The 15,558-nt window shown below is 73.1% G+C and carries 12 protein-coding genes; 5 read left to right on the top strand and 7 right to left on the bottom strand.

Annotation, left to right across the window (positions count from 1 at the left end):
• Window positions 1-162: 162 nt before the first annotated feature.
• The 4 genes from IE265_RS33520 to IE265_RS33505 form a co-directional block, all read right to left on the bottom strand.
• Entirely contained in the window at window positions 163-2,568 is a 2,406-nt protein-coding gene (locus tag IE265_RS33520; protein WP_373303081.1) for a ricin-type beta-trefoil lectin domain protein, read from the bottom strand.
• Window positions 2,569-3,121: 553 nt separating this feature from the next.
• Window positions 3,122-5,188, bottom strand: coding sequence for an iron ABC transporter permease (locus IE265_RS33515; protein WP_190039530.1), 2,067 nt, complete (start codon window positions 5,186-5,188; stop codon window positions 3,122-3,124).
• Window positions 5,189-5,194: 6 nt separating this feature from the next.
• Window positions 5,195-6,169 (bottom strand): ABC transporter substrate-binding protein, encoded by a 975-nt coding sequence (locus IE265_RS33510; protein ID WP_190039529.1) that lies wholly within the window; start codon window positions 6,167-6,169, stop codon window positions 5,195-5,197.
• Window positions 6,166-7,041 (bottom strand): ABC transporter ATP-binding protein, encoded by an 876-nt coding sequence (locus IE265_RS33505; RefSeq protein WP_190039528.1) that lies wholly within the window; start codon window positions 7,039-7,041, stop codon window positions 6,166-6,168. The genes IE265_RS33510 and IE265_RS33505 overlap by 4 nt, the downstream gene beginning before the upstream one ends.
• 148 nt (window positions 7,042-7,189) lie before the next feature.
• Between IE265_RS33505 and IE265_RS33500 the strand changes: the two genes are divergently transcribed.
• The 5 genes from IE265_RS33500 (at window position 7,190) to IE265_RS33480 (ending at window position 13,014) form a co-directional block, all read left to right on the top strand.
• A complete protein-coding gene (locus tag IE265_RS33500; RefSeq protein ID WP_190039527.1) occupies window positions 7,190-8,083 on the top strand; it encodes a siderophore-interacting protein in 894 nt (297 codons plus the stop codon).
• 226 nt (window positions 8,084-8,309) lie between these two features.
• Entirely contained in the window at window positions 8,310-8,888 is a 579-nt protein-coding gene (locus IE265_RS33495; RefSeq protein WP_190039526.1) for an MSMEG_1061 family FMN-dependent PPOX-type flavoprotein, read from the top strand.
• Between the two features lie 223 nt (window positions 8,889-9,111).
• A complete protein-coding gene (locus IE265_RS33490) occupies window positions 9,112-9,972 on the top strand; it encodes a hypothetical protein (RefSeq protein ID WP_190039525.1) in 861 nt (286 codons plus the stop codon).
• Window positions 9,973-10,039: 67 nt separating this feature from the next.
• Window positions 10,040-11,107: a hypothetical protein gene (locus IE265_RS33485; RefSeq protein ID WP_190039524.1), complete on the top strand. Its 1,068-nt coding sequence runs from the start codon at window positions 10,040-10,042 to the stop codon at window positions 11,105-11,107.
• Window positions 11,107-13,014 (top strand): M48 family metalloprotease, encoded by a 1,908-nt coding sequence (locus tag IE265_RS33480; RefSeq protein ID WP_190039523.1) that lies wholly within the window; start codon window positions 11,107-11,109, stop codon window positions 13,012-13,014. Before IE265_RS33485 ends, IE265_RS33480 begins: the two co-directional genes overlap by 1 nt.
• A gap of 45 nt (window positions 13,015-13,059) precedes the next feature.
• Here IE265_RS33480 and ppk2 read toward each other — a convergent pair whose 3' ends face one another.
• From ppk2 to IE265_RS33465, 3 genes are all read right to left on the bottom strand, one after another.
• Window positions 13,060-14,088 (bottom strand): polyphosphate kinase 2, encoded by a 1,029-nt coding sequence (ppk2, locus tag IE265_RS33475; protein WP_190039522.1) that lies wholly within the window; start codon window positions 14,086-14,088, stop codon window positions 13,060-13,062.
• 304 nt (window positions 14,089-14,392) lie between these two features.
• Entirely contained in the window at window positions 14,393-14,635 is a 243-nt protein-coding gene (locus tag IE265_RS33470) for a DUF6411 family protein (RefSeq protein ID WP_190039521.1), read from the bottom strand.
• 180 nt (window positions 14,636-14,815) lie between these two features.
• On the bottom strand, window positions 14,816-15,319 hold the full coding sequence (locus IE265_RS33465; protein ID WP_190039520.1) for a GNAT family N-acetyltransferase: 504 nt from the start codon (window positions 15,317-15,319) through the stop codon (window positions 14,816-14,818).
• Between the last annotated feature and the right edge of the window lie 239 nt (window positions 15,320-15,558).

Raw genomic sequence — 15,558 nt, 5'->3', positions numbered from 1 at the left:
GGCCTGTGCGGAAGCCTGGACCCGGGCCGGGTCACCAGCTCTCCGGGACCCCTGCGTAGTGAGGAGGTCCGGCATTTGGGACGCCTTTCGCGTCCGGGTGCGCCGAGGGCCCCGAATCCGAGGCCCTCGGCGCTGTGCAGCGGTCATCCTCCGGTGGAACCTCTACGAAAGGACCCACTTCTGACTCTGCTGGCTGCCGCACGTCCACAGATGGACCGCGGTGCCGTCGGCCGATGCGCCGCCGGAGACGTCCAGGCATTTGCCCGACTGCGGGTTGCGCAGCGTTCCGTTGGTCTGGGGCTGCCAGATCTGGGCCGCGGTGCCGTTGCACGTGTAGAGCTGCACCTTCGTGCCGTCGGCCGTGCCCGAGTTGTCGATGTCCAGGCACTTGCCCAGTGCGCGAACCGCCCCCGTGCCGAGCAGGGACCACTCCTGGGCCGCGGTGCTGTTGCAGGTCCACATCTGGACCTTCGTGCCGTCGGTCGTGTTGGCGTTGTCCACGTCCAGGCACTTGCTGCCGACACCCTTCACCTCTCCGGTGCGCGATGGCGTACCGGGGAGCTGGTTCAGGGTGTACCAGGCCTCGGTGCTCCAGAGTTGCTTGCCGTCGGCCGAGCTGAAGGGGCGGGCCGAGCGGAGGTGGACCACCCGGTTGGGCTTGAGGCCGGGGATGGCCAGGGTGACCGTCCTGCGGTCGCCGGACACGGTGGCCGACTGGACGGTCAGCGTCTCCTCGGCGACCTTGGGGCCGCCGTAGTCGGACCGGGGCACGTAGCGCCACTGCTTCACCTTGTAGCGGACGGACAGGTCCGCGGCGGTCCCGGTCGACAGCGGCTGGGTGTACTCGATGGCGAATCCGCCGTCGACGGCACGCATCTGACGGATGTCGAAGGCGCCGTTGCCGGACGGTGTCAGCTTCTGCAGGCCGAACTTGAGTTTGCCCTCCTGGCCCCAGTTGCCGTCCGCTCCGAGGCCGCCGACGTAGAGCGCGCCGTCGGGCCCGACACTGATCCGGTTGACTCCGACTTCCAGGCCCTGGGTGAGGCGGAACACGGCGCCCTGGTACTCGCCGTTGACCTTCTCCAGGTATCCGCGCTGGATGCCACCGTAGGTCACGTCGCCGAAGAGCATCTGGCCGGCGAAGGGCCCGCTGTCCAACTGCAGTGGCGTGCTGGGGGAGTTGGCAATCTCGTTCTGGGGGAGCCACAGCACCGGTTTGGTGACGTTCCGGGAGTCGAAGGGCCCCGCGGGGTTGGTGTAGTGGTTGAAGAAGTTGTCCTGCCTGACCCGGACGAGTTTCGACGACGGCAGCCAGCCGCCCTGGTTGTCGGTGACGAAGATGTCACCCTCGGGGCCCCATCCGATGCCGTTGGGGGTGCGCAGGCCGCCGGCCACGTAACTGACCGCCCCGGAGGCCTTGTCGACCTTTATCGTGGTGCCGCGGTTCGGCGCGGGCTGTGGATTCGTCGTCGCTCCACCGTAGTTGATGGACACGGACAGGTTCAGGTAGAAGAAGCCGTCCTTGTACAGCAGGCCGAACGCGAACTCATGGAAGTTGCCGCCATGGGGCCAGGTGGCGACTCGCCGGTAGGTGTCGGTGACCTCGTCGCCGTCGGTGTCGTTGAGCTCGGTCAGTTCGTGCTTCTGGGACACGTACAGCTTGCCGTCCACGTACTTGATGCCCATGGGCTCCTTGAGACCCGAGGCCACCCTTTTGCGCGTCACCTTGTCCGGTCCGGTGTCTCCGGTGACGTTGTTGAGCAGGTAGACCTCCCCCGTCGTGTTCTGCGAACCGCCCCAGGTGGCTACGGCGAGCCTGCCGTCGGGAAGCCAGTCCATGGCGGAGACCTGCGGTTCGAACCCGGTGGGCCGCAGGTTGGTCAGGGTGTAGTTCGGGTGTACGCCGGTCAGCGGCAGGCCGTCGCCCGGTGAATCGCCGGCCAGCTCGCATTCCTTGCGTCCCGGAGCCGTGACCCGGACGACGTCGGCGTCCGTGCTGAGCACCGAGTTGGGTACCACGGTGAAGTCGGCGGCGGAGGGCGGCTTCCAGGCGAGGGTGACCTGCTGCCCGCCGTTCCTCTCGAAGTGGTCGATGCGGATGGAGTGGTGTCCGGCCGTCAGGACAACGTTGCCGTCCTTCGGATCGGCGCCGTGCAACCCGTCGTGGTTGATGATGACCTGGTCGTCGACGAGCAGCCGGGAACCGTCGTCGGTGGTGAGCCGGAAGGTGTATGTCCCGGCCGTGGGGACGTCGAGGTTGGCGATCGTCTGCGAGACGAAGTTGGCGCCGAATCCGAAGTCCGCGTCGGAGGACCAGTCGATCACCGGCATCAGCTTGTCGATGTTCGGAGTCTGGCCGGGCTTCAGTTCGCACAGCTTCTCGAGCGGTACTTGCATGTCGAAGACACGCAAGGTGACACCCGGCTCCTGCGGAGGAAGGGCATTGACGGATCGTTCGGTCGGGGCGGCCGAACCCGTGGGGGCGGACAGCTCGAGTGCCAGAAGCGAAGTGACGATGGTCGCGGCCAGGCGTCTGCCGAGTCGCCCTGATAACAGCCGTGGATACACGTGGCCTCCTGTTCGCTCCCCGCCGTGGGGGAACGCAGATGGACGAGTGAGGAGATCCACCGCTGCCGGTGCGCGCCGTCGCACCGGATACGGAGAGTGGCGTACGGGACGAATGAGACTCCGTCTCCGTCGCGACCGACACAGTAGGGACTTTCTCCGAACTCGTCCATACTCTGTCCTCATTGGGGCCAAAGCTTCCCGGCATTGACCGGCCTGAGCGGTTTCCACTCCAGGAACATGGCACCCCGACGGACCGGAGCCACCATCCCGTGCCGTCAACTGCTCGACACCGGCCCCCGGGCGAGGAGCCCTGTCCCGGCCCGAAGCCGAACCACCCCCCGTCGCCGGTTCCGTACGGAGGCGGAATGAGGGGCGGCATCGGCGGGGCAGGTGCCGGGCCTCCGGGCGGCTCCCTGCGCGGGCGACGGTGTGCGGGGTGGGCGAGTCGTACGGGACGGGCGCCGCGCCCCGGCCGCCCGTCCCGGGACGAGCGGCCGGGACACGGCGCCCGCGTCGTGCCGCGGGAACCCGCCGCGGGGGTGGGCCGGTGTGCTCAACGGCGGCTGCGGACCAGCAGGTACAGGAAGTACGGCGTGCCGATGACCGCAGTCATCAGGCCCGCGCCGAGCTGGGCCGGGGCGATGACCGTACGGCCGATCAGGTCCGCCGCCACCACCAGCGCGCCGCCCAGCAGGATCGCCACCGGGACGACCCGCACGTGCCTGCGGCCCACGAGGGCGCGCGCGGCGTGCGGGGCGACCAGGCCCACGAAACCGATGGTGCCCGCGGCTGCCACGGCCGTGGCGCTGAGCAGGACGGCCACGACGAGGAACCCGAGCCTGGCCGGCGGAAGCCGCAGGCCGAGCAGTGCCGGGGTGTCGTCGTCGAGCGAGACCAGGTCGAGTTCGGTCCGCCGCAGCACGGCGACGACGATGCCCAGGACGAGCGCCGCCGCCACCGGGACCGCGTCGGGCAGGGTCCGCCCGTACGTCGAGCCCGACAGCCAGGTCAGCGCCTTCGTGGCGTTGAACGGGTCGGTGAGGACGATGAGCAGGCTGATCAGGGCGGTGCTCCCCGCCGCGACGCCGATGCCGACGAGGACCAGTCGGTTCTGCTGGAACCCGCCGCGCGCGGCGAGCCCGAACACCACGACCGAGGCCGCCGCCGCTCCCGCGAACGCCGCGCCGGCGACACCCCACGAGGACGCGACCGGGGTCGTCGTCACCAGCAGGACGGCGCCGAGCGCGGCCCCTCCGGACACGCCGAGGACTCCGGGCTCCGCGAGGGGGTTGCGGGTGACCGCCTGCACCAGGGTTCCGGACAGGGCCAGCGCGGAGCCGGCCAGCAGCGCCGCGAGGACGCGCGGCACCCGGGTGTCGAGGACGAAGGAGACCGTCCGGCCCGCCTGCCCCGAGGCCCAGTTGACCACGTCGCCCATCAGCAGCTTGGAGTCGCCGAGCAGGACGCCCGCGACGACCAGGCCGACGAGGGCGACGACCAGTACGCCCGTGGTGGCCAGGAACACGGTCCTGCTCGGGATGCGCAGCCGGTCGGGGGCGCTCACTCCGGTGGTGTCCCGCGTCCGCATCGCCATCGTGACGAGGAAGAGCGCTCCTACCAGGCTGGTGACGACCCCCGTGGGGACCGACACCGCCGTGTCCGCCTTCACGAGGGTCCTGAGCACGACGTCGGAGCCGAGCACCAGCGCCGCGCCGACGAGCCCGGCGACCGGAATGGCCACCCGGGTGCGCAGCAGCCCCCGGAAGCGGCGGGCCAGCGGCCGGACCAGGGCGGGGGCGCACAGGCCGACGAAGCCGATGGGCCCGGCCAGGGTGACCGCCGCGGCGGACAGCAGGGCCGCGAGGACGACGGTCGTGATCCGGGTGCCGCGCACCGGGACGCCGAGGCCGCGGGCCGCGTCGTCGCCGAGCGCGAGGGCGTCGACCCGTCGGGCGAGCAGCAGGATGCCTGCCAGCGCGACCAGGACGAGGGGCACCATCTGTACGACTCCGTCGAAGCCGTTCTGGCTGATGCTGCCCTGGTTCCACTGGTAGAGCCCGTTGGTCTGCTCGGGGTAGAGCAGGAGCAGCCCCTCGGTGACGGAGGTGAGTCCGAGGGTGAGGGCGCTGCCCGCCAGGACGAGCCGGACGGTGCCCGTGCCGAGGCCCGACAGCCCGAGCACGGTGGCCGCGGCGGCGAGCCCGCCGACGAACGCGACACCCGAGGAGGCGAGCAGGGGGATGGACGTGCCCGTGACGGTGAGCAGTCCGAGGGAGAGGTACGAACCGGCGTTCACCGCAAGGGTGTCGGGCGCGGCGAGCACATTGCGGCTGACCGCCTGGAGCGCGGCGCCGGCCATGCCGAGGGCGATGCCCACGAGAAGGCCCGCGGTCATCCTGGGGAGCCGGGAGGCGACCACGACGGACGCGTCCGCGGGGTCCGCGCGGCCGGTGAGGGCCTTCCAGACCTCGGAGGCTCCGACGGACGCCGTTCCCTGGGTGATGTCGACGACGGCGAGCGCCGCGACCAGGACCACGAGCGCGGCCGTCACCGCGACCGCGCCCGTCGTGGACGTGAGCGTGGTCGGACGGGCTGCGGGAGTCGTTGCGGTGACGGCCATGGCGCGCTACTTCGTCAGGGCGCCGACGACGGCGTCGATGTACGCCTCCATCGACTCGGGACCGCCGAACATCCAGATGCCGTCGGGCAGCCGGTGCACGTTGCCGTCCTTCACGAACGGGAGGGACTTCCACACGGAGTTCTTGGCGAGGTCGTCCTTGAACGGGTCGCTCGGCTCGCTGGCGTTGCCGATGTACGCGAACTGCACGTCACCGAGGTCGCTCAGGCCCTCGACGTCGGTGGTCGCGAGCCCGTAGCTCTCGTCGCCCTTGACCTTCCAGGCGTTCTTGAGGCCTATCGCCTCGTTGACGGAGCCGACGAGCGAGCCGCTGGTGTAGGGGCGGATCGACACCTGGTTCGAGGCGGTGTAGCCGTCGGCGAAGGCGAACTCGGAACCGGCGAGGTCGGCGTCGGCCAGGGCCTTCTTGCCCTCGGCGACCTTGGCGTCGAACGCCGTCTTCAGTTCCTTCGCCTTGGCGGTGGTGCCGGTCGCCTTGGCGATGAGGTCGAGGTTGCCCTTCATCCGCCCGATCTGGTCGGCGGCGTCGGCGGCACGCACCTCCAGCACCGGGGCGATCTTCCGGAGCTGCTTGACGGCGGCCTTCGGCAGGTCGGAGGTGGCGACGATGAGGTCGGGGGAGAGCCCGGCGATGGTGTCCATGCTGGGCTCGCCGCGGGTGCCGATGTCCTTCGGCTTGTTCTTGAGCGGGACCGAACTGTCCCAGGCCGTGTAGCCCTTGACGTCGGCGACACCGACGGGGTCCACACCGAGCGAGACCAGGTTCTCGACGACGTTCCACTCGGTGCCGACGACCTTCTTGGCCGGACCGTCGAGCTTGATCCTGGCACCGGTCGCGTCGGTGAGGGTGATGCTCTCCGCCGGCTTGTCGGAGCTGGTGGCGGCGGGCTCGGTCGTACCGCAGGCGGTCAGGGCGAGGGCGGCGGCGGTGGCGGCGGCTGCGAGGAGGAGGGGGTGTCTCATGAGGTGGTGCGGAGCCTTTCAACTCGGGTGTGGTGGCGGCCGATGGCGCGGGTGCGCAGCCGGCCCGTCGACGGGTCGGTGTCCACGTCGATCCTGATGCCGTAGGTGTCGGTGAGGCGGTCGGGCGTCAGTACGTCCTCGGGCGCCCCGTCGGCGATGATCCGGCCGGCGCTGAGCAGGGCGATCCGGTCGGCCACGGCGGCCGCCTGGTCGAGGTCGTGCAGGACGACACCGACGGCGATGCCGTGGTCGTCCGCGAGATCGCGGACGAGGTCCAGGAGTTCGACCTGGTAGCGGAGGTCGAGGTAGGTGGTGGGTTCGTCGAGGAGGAGCACGCCGGTCTCCTGGGCCAGGCAGCTCGCGAGCCAGACGCGCTGGAGCTGTCCGCCGGAGAGGTTCTCGGCGCCGCGTCCGGCCAGGTCCTGGACACCGGTCAGGGCGAGGGCCCGGTCGACCGCCGCGGGACCGCCGGGGTCCGGCCTGCCCCAGCGCCCCCGGTACGGGTAGCGGCCGAACTCCACGATGTCCCGCACGGTCAGACCGCTCGGGGTGGGGCGGCCCTGGGTCAGCAGGGCCACGCGGCGGGAGAACTCCCGTGCCGTCAGGGCGAGTCCGTCGGTCCCGCCCTCCTCACCCTCGGCGCCGACCGACAGTGTGGCGGTCCTGGGCCGTTGCAGGCGTGCCAGGGTGCGCAGGAGCGTCGACTTGCCGCTGCCGTTCGGGCCCACGAGGGAGGTCACCTCGCCCGGCCGGAGCGTGATGGCCGCGTCGTGCACGACGTCCACGCCGTCGTACGACACGGTGACGTTCCGGGCCGACAGCTCGTGACCACGCAGTCGGGAGTGCGCGGCAGTCTCTTCACCAGATCTCACGAGGCGAAGGTTAGCCTAACCTTATTTGATCTTCCGCATCGGTTCCCCTCCCGGTGCGTGCGGCGGGGGTGGCCTCATGGCGGAAGGGAGGTTAGGTTAGCCTAACTTCGATAACGATCAAGTCCCCCATGGAAAGCGCAGGGAACCCGTGGCCATCCACCGCGCGGAAGTGGCGTCCGTCCGTCGGCTCAGCGAGACGATGACGCGGGTCACCCTCCACGGCGACGGTCTCGCCGGGTTCACCTCGACCGGCACCGGCGACGAGTACGTGCGCGTCTTCCTCCCGCACGGCACGGACCGCGGCGAGCTCTCGCTGCCCGAACCGGTGGACGGCGGAGGATGGCGGACGCCCGAGGGGCGGCCCGAGGCGCCCATGCGGACCTACACGATCAGGGCGGTGCGGCCGGAGGCCGGGGAGGTCGACATCGACTTCGTCCGGCACGACCACGGAGCGGCCTCCGAATGGGCCGCCGCCGCCCGCCCCGGGGACCCCGTCGGACTGACCGGACCCACCGCGTTGTACCGGCCCCCGGCCGACCTGGCGTGGCAGCTCCTGGTCACCGACCTCACCGGACTGCCCGCCGCGGCCCGCCTGTTGGAGCAGACGCCCGAGGGCGTCCGGAGCCGGACCGTCGTCGAGGTGCCCGGGCCGTCGTCCCGGCTGGAACTCCCCGCACGGCCCGGCGACTCGGTGACCTGGGAGTACGGGGGCAACGGGCACGGCCCCAGCAGGCTGGCCGAACTGGTCGCGGCGCGGGTCCCGCACGGCGCGGACCTCACCGGCGGCTATGTGTGGGTCGCCGGGCAGACCGGTGAACTGCGCACGGTCCGCCGCTATCTGCGCAAGGAACTCGGCCTGGCGACCGACCGGTTCAAGGTCGTCGGCTACTGGATGCCCGAGGCCGACAGCTGGCGCCGCCGCTACGACGCGCTGCCCGCCGAGGTGAAGACGGAACTCACCGAGATGTGGGAGAAGCCGACCGTCGACACCGAGGACCTGAACCTCACGTACGAGGAGCGGCTCGGCGCCCTCGGGCTCTGAACCAGCAGTGCCACCACGGCGGTTCCGGCTCCGCCCCCGATCGGTGGCGGCGTCCGCCGGTCGCCCCTGCCGGGTCCGGTGTCGTCCGCATCGGCCGCCCGCGCAGGGTCCGGTGTCGGCTCCCGCCGGCTCCCGCCGGATTTCGCCGCTTCCGGGTCGGCGCCACCGCACGCACACTCCCATCCATCCGCACGTCCACTCGTATCCGGGAGACGGTTTGTCCTCCATGCCCCCCAACAACGACGCCTGCTCGCGGCTCGCGGACGCCGTCCCGGACGCCGAGGGCTTCGTCGAGCTCACCACTCCGGACCAGCTCGGTGAACTCCTGGGCGGGGAACCGCATCCCATAGTGATCGACAAGGTGCACGACCGACTCACCGACGACGACAGGGCCCTCCTGGAGCGCTCGCCCTTCTGCCTGCTCGCCACGTCCGACAGCCATGGCAACTGCGACGTCTCGCCGCGCGGCGACGGGCCGGGCTTCACCCACGTGGTGAGCCCCGGCGTCCTGGCACTGCCCGACCGCCCCGGCAACAGACGGGGGGACAGCTTCCGCAACATCCTCGACAACCCGCACGCCGGCCTGCTCTACCTTGTCCCCGGCAGCAAGGACGTCCTGCGGGTCAACGGCAGGGTGCGCATCCTCACCGACGCGCCGTTCTTCGACGCCATGACCGCGGCCGGCCGCAGGCCCTCGCTCGCTCTCCTCATGGAGATCGACGAGATATTCCTGCACTGCCCCCAGTCGCTGCGCCGATCCGGAGTCTGGGACCCGGAGACCTGGGAGGACGCCGGCGGGCGCTGACCGGCGGCGGCACAGCGGTGACTCCGGGCCGTACGGGCCCCGCGCAGACGCCGGCCCGGCACGCCCGGGTCCGCTCGCGCATCCACCGCCCCCGCCTGCGGGCACGAAACGATAACGAAGGATTTGTACGCTGTAGTTGATCGAGTGCGAAGCGTAACGTCCCCTCTCCCGGGGCCTCTTGGGGGAGCCTCCGGGTGTGGGGGAGGGGGATGTCATGCCCGACATGGCAGGTCGCGGAAGGCTGCCCGGAAGAGGCCCGTTCAGGTCGGCGGGCGCGGTGTGCGCGGTGCTGCTCGCGGTGGCGCTGACCGGATGCGGCGACGGGAAGCGGGAACCGGCCGTCGCGTCCGGCGCCCCGGTGGAGACCGGGGCAGCCGGCGCGCAGCCGTCCACGACGGAGCCCGCCCCGGCGCCGTCGGACACGGGAACGCCGACCGTGCGGGACACACCGCTCGCGGCGGCACCGGACGAGGAGCCGGACACCCAGGACGAGCCCGACGCCGCCGGCCTGTGGGGCACGCGGTACACCGGCACCGCCGAAGTCGCCGTCGACGTCTACGACTTCTGCTCCTCCGACGGTTCCCGGCGCCTCGCGGACAGCCGGACCTACACCGTGGACTCCACGCTCGACCTGGGCCGCCCGCGCACCGGCGGGGGTGAGACCGAGGACAACCCGTTCTCCCTCCTGTTCGCCGCGGGCGATCCGGCCGACGCGGGCGCGGTCTCCTTCTGGTCCTCCGCCGTCGGCACCGCATCGGCACAGGACCTGGCGGGCAACCCCCGTGACCCGCAGGCCCTGCTGACGTACTGGGACATGGACTGGTCCGACGGAGAACTCGACGCCACTCTCACGGACCCGCACACGTCACAGGCGGTCGCCCTCAACCTGCTCAACTGGTCCGCCCCGGTCGTGGCCTGCCGCGACGACCTCGGCCAACTGCCGGGGGGCTTCCCGCACGCTCTCGCCTCCGGCACGACCCTCGCAGGACGGCTCGACGACTCCGGCGCGTCCCTCACGGGGCAGGGCACCAGCACGGACAGCCTCCTGGAGTTCCGGATCGAGTTCACCGGGACCGCCCAGTGACGGGCCCGGCCGGGCACATACCCGGGCTCGGACGCCGGGCGCCGTCCGAGCACGCGGGAGCCGACCGGTGACCGACACCGAGCGGCTGGACCGCTGGGGCATCCGCATAGCCACCTGGGCGGCCCCCGGCGAGGCCTCCATGGCGGCCCAGACGACGAGGGCCTACGCCGCCGGAGGAAGCGCCAGGCGCGGGCTCTTCGCCCGGGGCGGCTCGGTGCCCGCGGGCATGGGCGGCGGCGGGGCCACCGTCCTGCCGGACGTCCTGGACGCGCTGGCCCACGCGGCGGAGTGGCTCAAGTCGGCCCTCGGGAGCGCCCAGTTCGGCAACGTCCTCGCCGCCACGGCACTCACGCTCGGCCTCCGGGCGGAGAGAGCGGAGCGCGCCGGGACAGCCGGGACCGCCGCGAGCGAGGAGGGAGCCGCGAGGGAGGGGAGGCCCGACGGCGCCCCGGAGGGTGGCGGGACCGGCCACGCGGACGGTGACGGGACGATAACGTCCCGGTCCGCGGCGGAGCCCGGCGAACCCGACGCCCCGGAGCCCGACGCCCCGGAACCCGGCGCCACCGCACCCGACCGTGCGGGGCCGAAGCCGTCCCTGAGCGGCCCGGGGAGCCGCCGGGGCGGCCCGGTGGGAGCCGGCATCCGCCCCGACGAGGACGGTCCCGTCGGCGAAGGCATACCCCCCGGGGAGCCACGACCGCGCGACGGCGCCCCGGACCGCCGACAGAAGGCCCGGACCGCCGCGCGTGCCGAGCCCTCCCCGCACGCCGAGCCCGAACCGCGTGCCGAGCCCGCCCCGCACGACTCCGCCCCGCACGATCCCGCCCTGCCCTCCGCCGCGGTGATGCGGGCGGTCCTGCGGGTGAGCGCACGGCTCCGGGCCCGGGGGCTCGACCCGGCGGTGGCGGACGAACTTGCGACCCGGGTCACCGCGCGACTCCTCGCCCACGGAGAGCCCGGCGAGGTCGCCGAGTTCCTCGACGCGCTCATCGCCCGGGAGCCGCCCCGCCGGTCCGTGCGCGGCGGCCCGGCCGGTGCGGCCTCGGCCGCCTCGGGACTGCTGGCCCGCCTCGGGCGGACGGCCCGGAGAGCCGGACGCCGGACCCCTCGCGGCCGGGAGGGGACGGACCGCTGATGGGCCTTCCGCCGGCCGGACACCGGCGTCGGCGCACCGCGCCACCGCACCGGCGCGCCCCCGACGTACGGCCCTCCCCGCGGACCTCGGACGTTCCGGGGCCCCCGCCCTGGCTCTGGCTCTGCCTGATCCTCTTCGCGATCCAGGTGCCCGGCCCCATCGGCCGTGCCGTCGGGGCCGGCCGCGAACTCGGGGAGATCGACGGGACGCAGCACGGCCTCCTCACCACGACACTGCTCGGCCTCGTACAACTGCTGCCCCTGCTCTTCCTGTCGGCGGCGGTCCTGGCCCTGCTCGCCCCGCGCGCCCGCTGCCGCCACGTGGAACGGCGGTACGGGCTGCTCCCGCCCGACCACCCGCTGGTGGCACCCCCGGCACGGCGGCGCCCCGGAGTCGGCGAGACGCCGGTGCCGTACTTCCACGAGCAGATGGCCGCGGTACTGGCGCAGCACGCGCCGGGTGTCGAACTGCGCGTCAGCACCCGGTCCCGGCCCTCCGCCCGCGTCTACCCGGCAGGGGTGCGCACAGCGAGGATCGGCGTCTTCGCGCCGCTCGTCCACCTCTGGCACACCGACCCCGAGGCCGCCCGCGCGGTCCTGCTGCACGAGCTGGGCCATGTGCGCCAGGGCGACCAGCACGTGGCCGGGCTCGGCAGCCCTCTCGTCGCCCTGGTCCGCGCCTGGCCGTACGTACTCGCGGGGCTCGTCGTCGTGCCCGTCGTCCTGCTCTTCGCCACGGGTGACGCCACGGCCCGTCCGGTGCTCGCCCAGGTGGTCCTGGTGCTGCTGAGCGTGCCGAAGGTGCTGCTCCTCGTGGTGGCGGCGCTGTGGTCGGCGGAACTGGCCGCGGACCGCCGCGCCCTGGCGTCCTGCGGGCCCGACAGCCTCGTACGCGCCCTGCGGTCGCTCGGGGCCGCGGACCACGGCGGACTCGCCCGGCTGCACCACCCGCCCGTACGGCTGCGGACGCGCTGCGCGCTGCGGTCCGGGGAGGCGGGTACGCATCTGCTGCTGACCCTGCTGTGGCCGTTCGCCCTGCTGGTCCAGCTGCTGCTCACCACGCTGGGCGCCGCGACGGCGTTCGTGCTGCTGGGGGCGCGGCCCGAGCGCGTACCGGGACATGTGCTGGCACTGGCCCACTCCTCGCTCACGGCCGACCCCGCGTGGTGGGCGACGCTCGCCGTCGTCCTGCTGTGGCCGCTCCTTGCCGGGGCGCGGTCGGGCGGCGGTCGCCCAAGGCTCCTGCCGTCCCGGCCCCACGCGGTCGCCGCCCTGCTGCCGGCCTGCCTCCTGACGGTCGGTCTGCTGCCGTTGGCGCCGGGGACGGCGGACGACCTGTACGCCCGGGACCGGAACCCCGCCCCGCGCGTGACCGCGTCCGCGCGGCCCGGCGCGGAGGGGGCCCGGCCGGAGAGCTGTCCCAGCGCCTCCGCGCCACCGGCACCGGCCGCGCCGACCGGCCTGCCCACCTTCGGACCGCCGCCCGCTCCGGCCGGGACCGCGCCTCCGGCGCCCGGCGCCTACCGCACGGCGGCGGTCGAGTCGGCCGAGGGGCTGTCGGGACGGGCGGCCTGGGCGCGGGACTTCGGGGACCGTCTCCGAGGGGCGCGTTGGACGCTGCACGCCGACGGCCGGCTGACCTCGGACGCGGCTGACGTACCGGTGCTGCGCACCACCGCCGCCGAGGGGCCGACGCGCCTGCTGGGCGGGCGCCGCACGACGCGTACCGACGTCAGCGCGACGACGACCTGGACGGAGGCCCGGCTCGGCGCCGACGGGAACGGGTCGGTACGGCTGGAACTCGTCAGAGCGGTCACCCAGGTCCTGCGGGCCGTCGTCGCCTGCCGGGAGTCGACGGCCGTGTCCCGGACCGTGATGCGGGTGACCCTCCGGCTGCGGGCGGAGTGACGGGCCGGGCGGCGCGTCCGGCCGCGGCTCCGGTGACTGCGCGCGTCAGCCCGCCGTACCGGGCTCCCGGGACTCGGCCTCCGGTTCCCGGGGGTGCCGGCCGGGACCGTGGCTGTGGGGCGAAAGCGTCGTGGGGGAGAGGTCCGTCGGCTCCTCGCCGCTCTCCAGCAGGGTGTTGGCCGCGCCGATGATGAGGGGGTCCTCCTTGCCGACGGCGCTCTCGTCCTTGGCCCCGTAGTCGCAGCGCAGCAGGAGATGGCGCATCGCCTCGAGGCGGCCGCGGCGCTTGTCGTTGTTCTTCACCACGGTCCACGGCGCGTAGGCGGTGTCCGTGGCACGGAACATGGCGACCTTCGCCTCCGTGTACGCGTCCCACAGGTCGAGCGAGGCCAGGTCGGTCGGGGAGAGCTTCCACTGCCGGACCGGGTCGACCTGCCGGATCGCGAACCGGGTGCGCTGTTCCGTGCGCGACACCGAGAACCAGAACTTCACCAGTACGACCCCGTCGTCGGTGAGCATCTTCTCGAAGATCGGGGCCTGTGTGTAGAAGTGCTGGTACTGGTCCGGCGTGCAGAACCCCATGACCCGCTCCACACCGGCCCGGTTGTACCAGGACCGGTCGAAGAACACGATCTCGCCGGGGCCCGGCAGATGGGGCACGTAGCGCTGGAAGTACCACTGCCCCGCCTCGCGCTCGGTGGGCTTGTCCAGCGCGACCACGCGCGCGCCACGGGGGTTCAGCCGCTCGGTGAAGCGCTTGATGGTGCCGCCCTTGCCCGCCGCGTCCCGGCCCTCGCAGACCACGACCACGCGCTGACCCGTCTCCCGTACCCACTTCTGGAGCTTCAGGAGTTCGATCTGCAGGATCCGCTTCTCCCGTTCGTACGGGCGGCGCCGGAGCTTGTGCTCGTACGGGTAGTTCTCGCGCCAGGTGGCGAGGGGGTTGCCCTCCTGGTCCAGCAGCACGGGCTGTTCGGGGCGCTCCTCGTCCACCAGTAGTCCGGTCAGCAGCCCCGCGTCCGCGGACGCGTCGGAGCCGTGCCCGGAGGCCGTCGGCTTCTGGGGATCAGCCACGGGGGGTCCCTTCGCAGGGCGGAGCGGTCGCTCGCGCGGATGGACGGAACGCGTGCCCGTCGGACAGGACCGGCATCGCCAAGAATGTCACGCGCGCGCCCGCTCGGCGTCCTGTGGCCTCCGTGGAGGGGCCGACCCGGTGGACCGGGTCGGCCCCTCCACGAAACCGTCGTGCGGGCCGTGGGCAGGGCCCGCACGACGGTTTCGCGGCGGGCACGCGCGGTCGGGCTCGGACGGGTGGGCGCCGGGACGGGGCTGGGGCCGGGCCCGGCCGGGCGGCTGCCGCAGGCTCCGGCACCGGCCCTCAGAAGGGCATGCGTCCGCGCGTGCGGCGGCCGGCCGAACCACTGCGGCCCACGGCGCGCGAACTCGAACGGAAGGGCTTGCTGAGCAGCCTGCCCAGCACACCCGGTGCCTTGCCGCCCGCCTGGGCGCCCGCGCCGAGCGAACGCTGCGTACCGCGTTCGGGGTGGCGGGAGAAGCGGGGGACGAGGAAGGCGAGTACGGCGAGGACGACACACACGCCGACGATGGCGACAACTATCACGAGCGAACTCCCTCGAATCGGTGGGAGTTGTCCGGGTGCCCCGTTCGGTCGCCGGTATGTGGGCCGCGGGCCTGTTGTCCGCGATCGGACGGGCCGCGCGGGGCTGCCGTGCACCCGGTTCCGGCGACGCGGTCGGCCGTCCCGCCGGCCGTGCCGGGCGACAGGAGGGGCGGCCGGCGGTCAGATGCCGAAGGGCGCGGCGTAGCGGATGGTTCCGGAGGGCAGCGCGTCGTCGTGGAGTGCGAGGACCATCAGCGCCTCGTCGGGGACCTCGATGGACAGCCCGATGCCGTGGGCCGAGGCACGCGTGAAGCCGAACCGCGGGTAGTAGTCGGGGTGCCCGAGGACGGTGACGAAGCGCTCGCCCCGCTCCCGGGCCGCGGCGAGCGCCGCGCGGATGGCGGCGGAGCCGGCACCGGTGCGCTGGTACTCGGGCAGAACGGCGCAGGGGGCGAGGCACAGCGCGGGGGTGTCGCCGATGTGGCAGCGGGTCAGCAGCGCGTGGCCCACGGGCCTGCCGTCGTCGCCGGCGGAGACGACGGACAGACCGTCGATCCAGGCGGCGTCGGCGCGCAGCGCGTCGACGAGGTCGGCCTCCGCGGGCGTACCGAAGGCGGCGAGGACGATCTCGCGGACGGCGGGGACGTCCGCGCCGGTCTCGGTGCGCGTGATCCAGTTCTGCATGGTGAGGGAGTACCCGTTCCAGGTCGGTGTGCGTGCGGGCGCCCCGCCGGCCCGCGCTCCCTGCGGGACGGACGGACGGGCGGGCGGAGCCGGACCACGGCCCGTGATGCCGTCCGGCGGGGCGTGGGGCGTGGGGCGTGGGGTGCCAGGGGTGTCGGGGGTACGGCCTGGCGCCTCCGGGCCCCGCCCGCGTGGGCGTGGGCGCGGGTACGAGGCGGCGGGGTGTGCCTCCGGGCCGG

The organism is Streptomyces fructofermentans (genome assembly GCF_014651055.1).
In the GTDB taxonomy this organism is placed as follows: Bacteria; Actinomycetota; Actinomycetes; order Streptomycetales; family Streptomycetaceae; genus Streptomyces; species Streptomyces fructofermentans.
Note: the sequence above shows the minus strand (reverse complement) of the source record. Positions and strands in the feature narration are given on the sequence as shown.